This window comes from Enterobacter sp. CGMCC 5087, from assembly GCF_003144775.1.
Classification (GTDB): domain Bacteria; phylum Pseudomonadota; class Gammaproteobacteria; order Enterobacterales; family Enterobacteriaceae; genus Enterobacter; species Enterobacter cloacae_M.
The window spans coordinates 1-646 of sequence record NZ_QFXN01000057.1; the positions used below are offsets into that span (position 1 = coordinate 1).

Genomic DNA, 646 nt, shown 5'->3' on the forward strand with positions numbered 1-646 from the left:
TGTGCCATCGCCGGCAGAATCATCACCCGCTGCGCCAGTATCGTCGCCGGCAGAACCGCCACCATTAGGATCATGAAGCAGGCCGCGCACGACTGACAGCGCCAGAACAAAACCCATCTCCTCCAGGCGGATGGCTTCATTTGGCGGCAGTCTGATACGACTGTGCTGCCCGTACGTTTTACCGTCATGCACAACGCTGCGGCCTTTAGTCACCACCATTTCAATTAATCGGGTCATGGAGGCTCCTTAAACCACTGTGGCGCACAGGGCGGCGTTGACACGGCTGGGAATAACCAGCGGGGCAGACTGCATCAGCAGGAAGCGTTGCGCCGGGTCTTTCTCCGTCCAGGTCTTCGGTGCATAGGCCATGGCGCCATAGTCAAAATCGGGATCGAGAATGGCGCCATAAGCACGCGTCCCCATCAGATTTGGACCGGACATAATCACCGCCCCATCTGTCAGCATCGGCTTTTCCAAATCATCAACCGGATCGATAAACCAGTCGTTGTACAGCCACAGGTCGAACTGTCCCCAGCGCCCTTTATATACGGCCCCCTGCTCCACACGCGCGCCCGCATCCACCTGGTTACCGTACGGGCTCAGAGCCGGGAACGTAATCGCGTTATCTTTGATAGTGGTATCGAGA

At 57.4% G+C, this 646-nt stretch carries 2 protein-coding genes; both read right to left on the reverse strand.

The genetic code is table 11. From position 1 onward, the window contains the following. The coding region (locus DEO48_RS05335; protein ID WP_146198242.1) for a hypothetical protein at positions 1–237 on the reverse strand (237 nt) is incomplete at its 3' end. Between the two features lie 9 nt (positions 238–246). After that, on the reverse strand, positions 247–646 hold a 400-nt coding region (locus DEO48_RS05340), incomplete at its 5' end, for a major capsid protein (protein ID WP_181366967.1).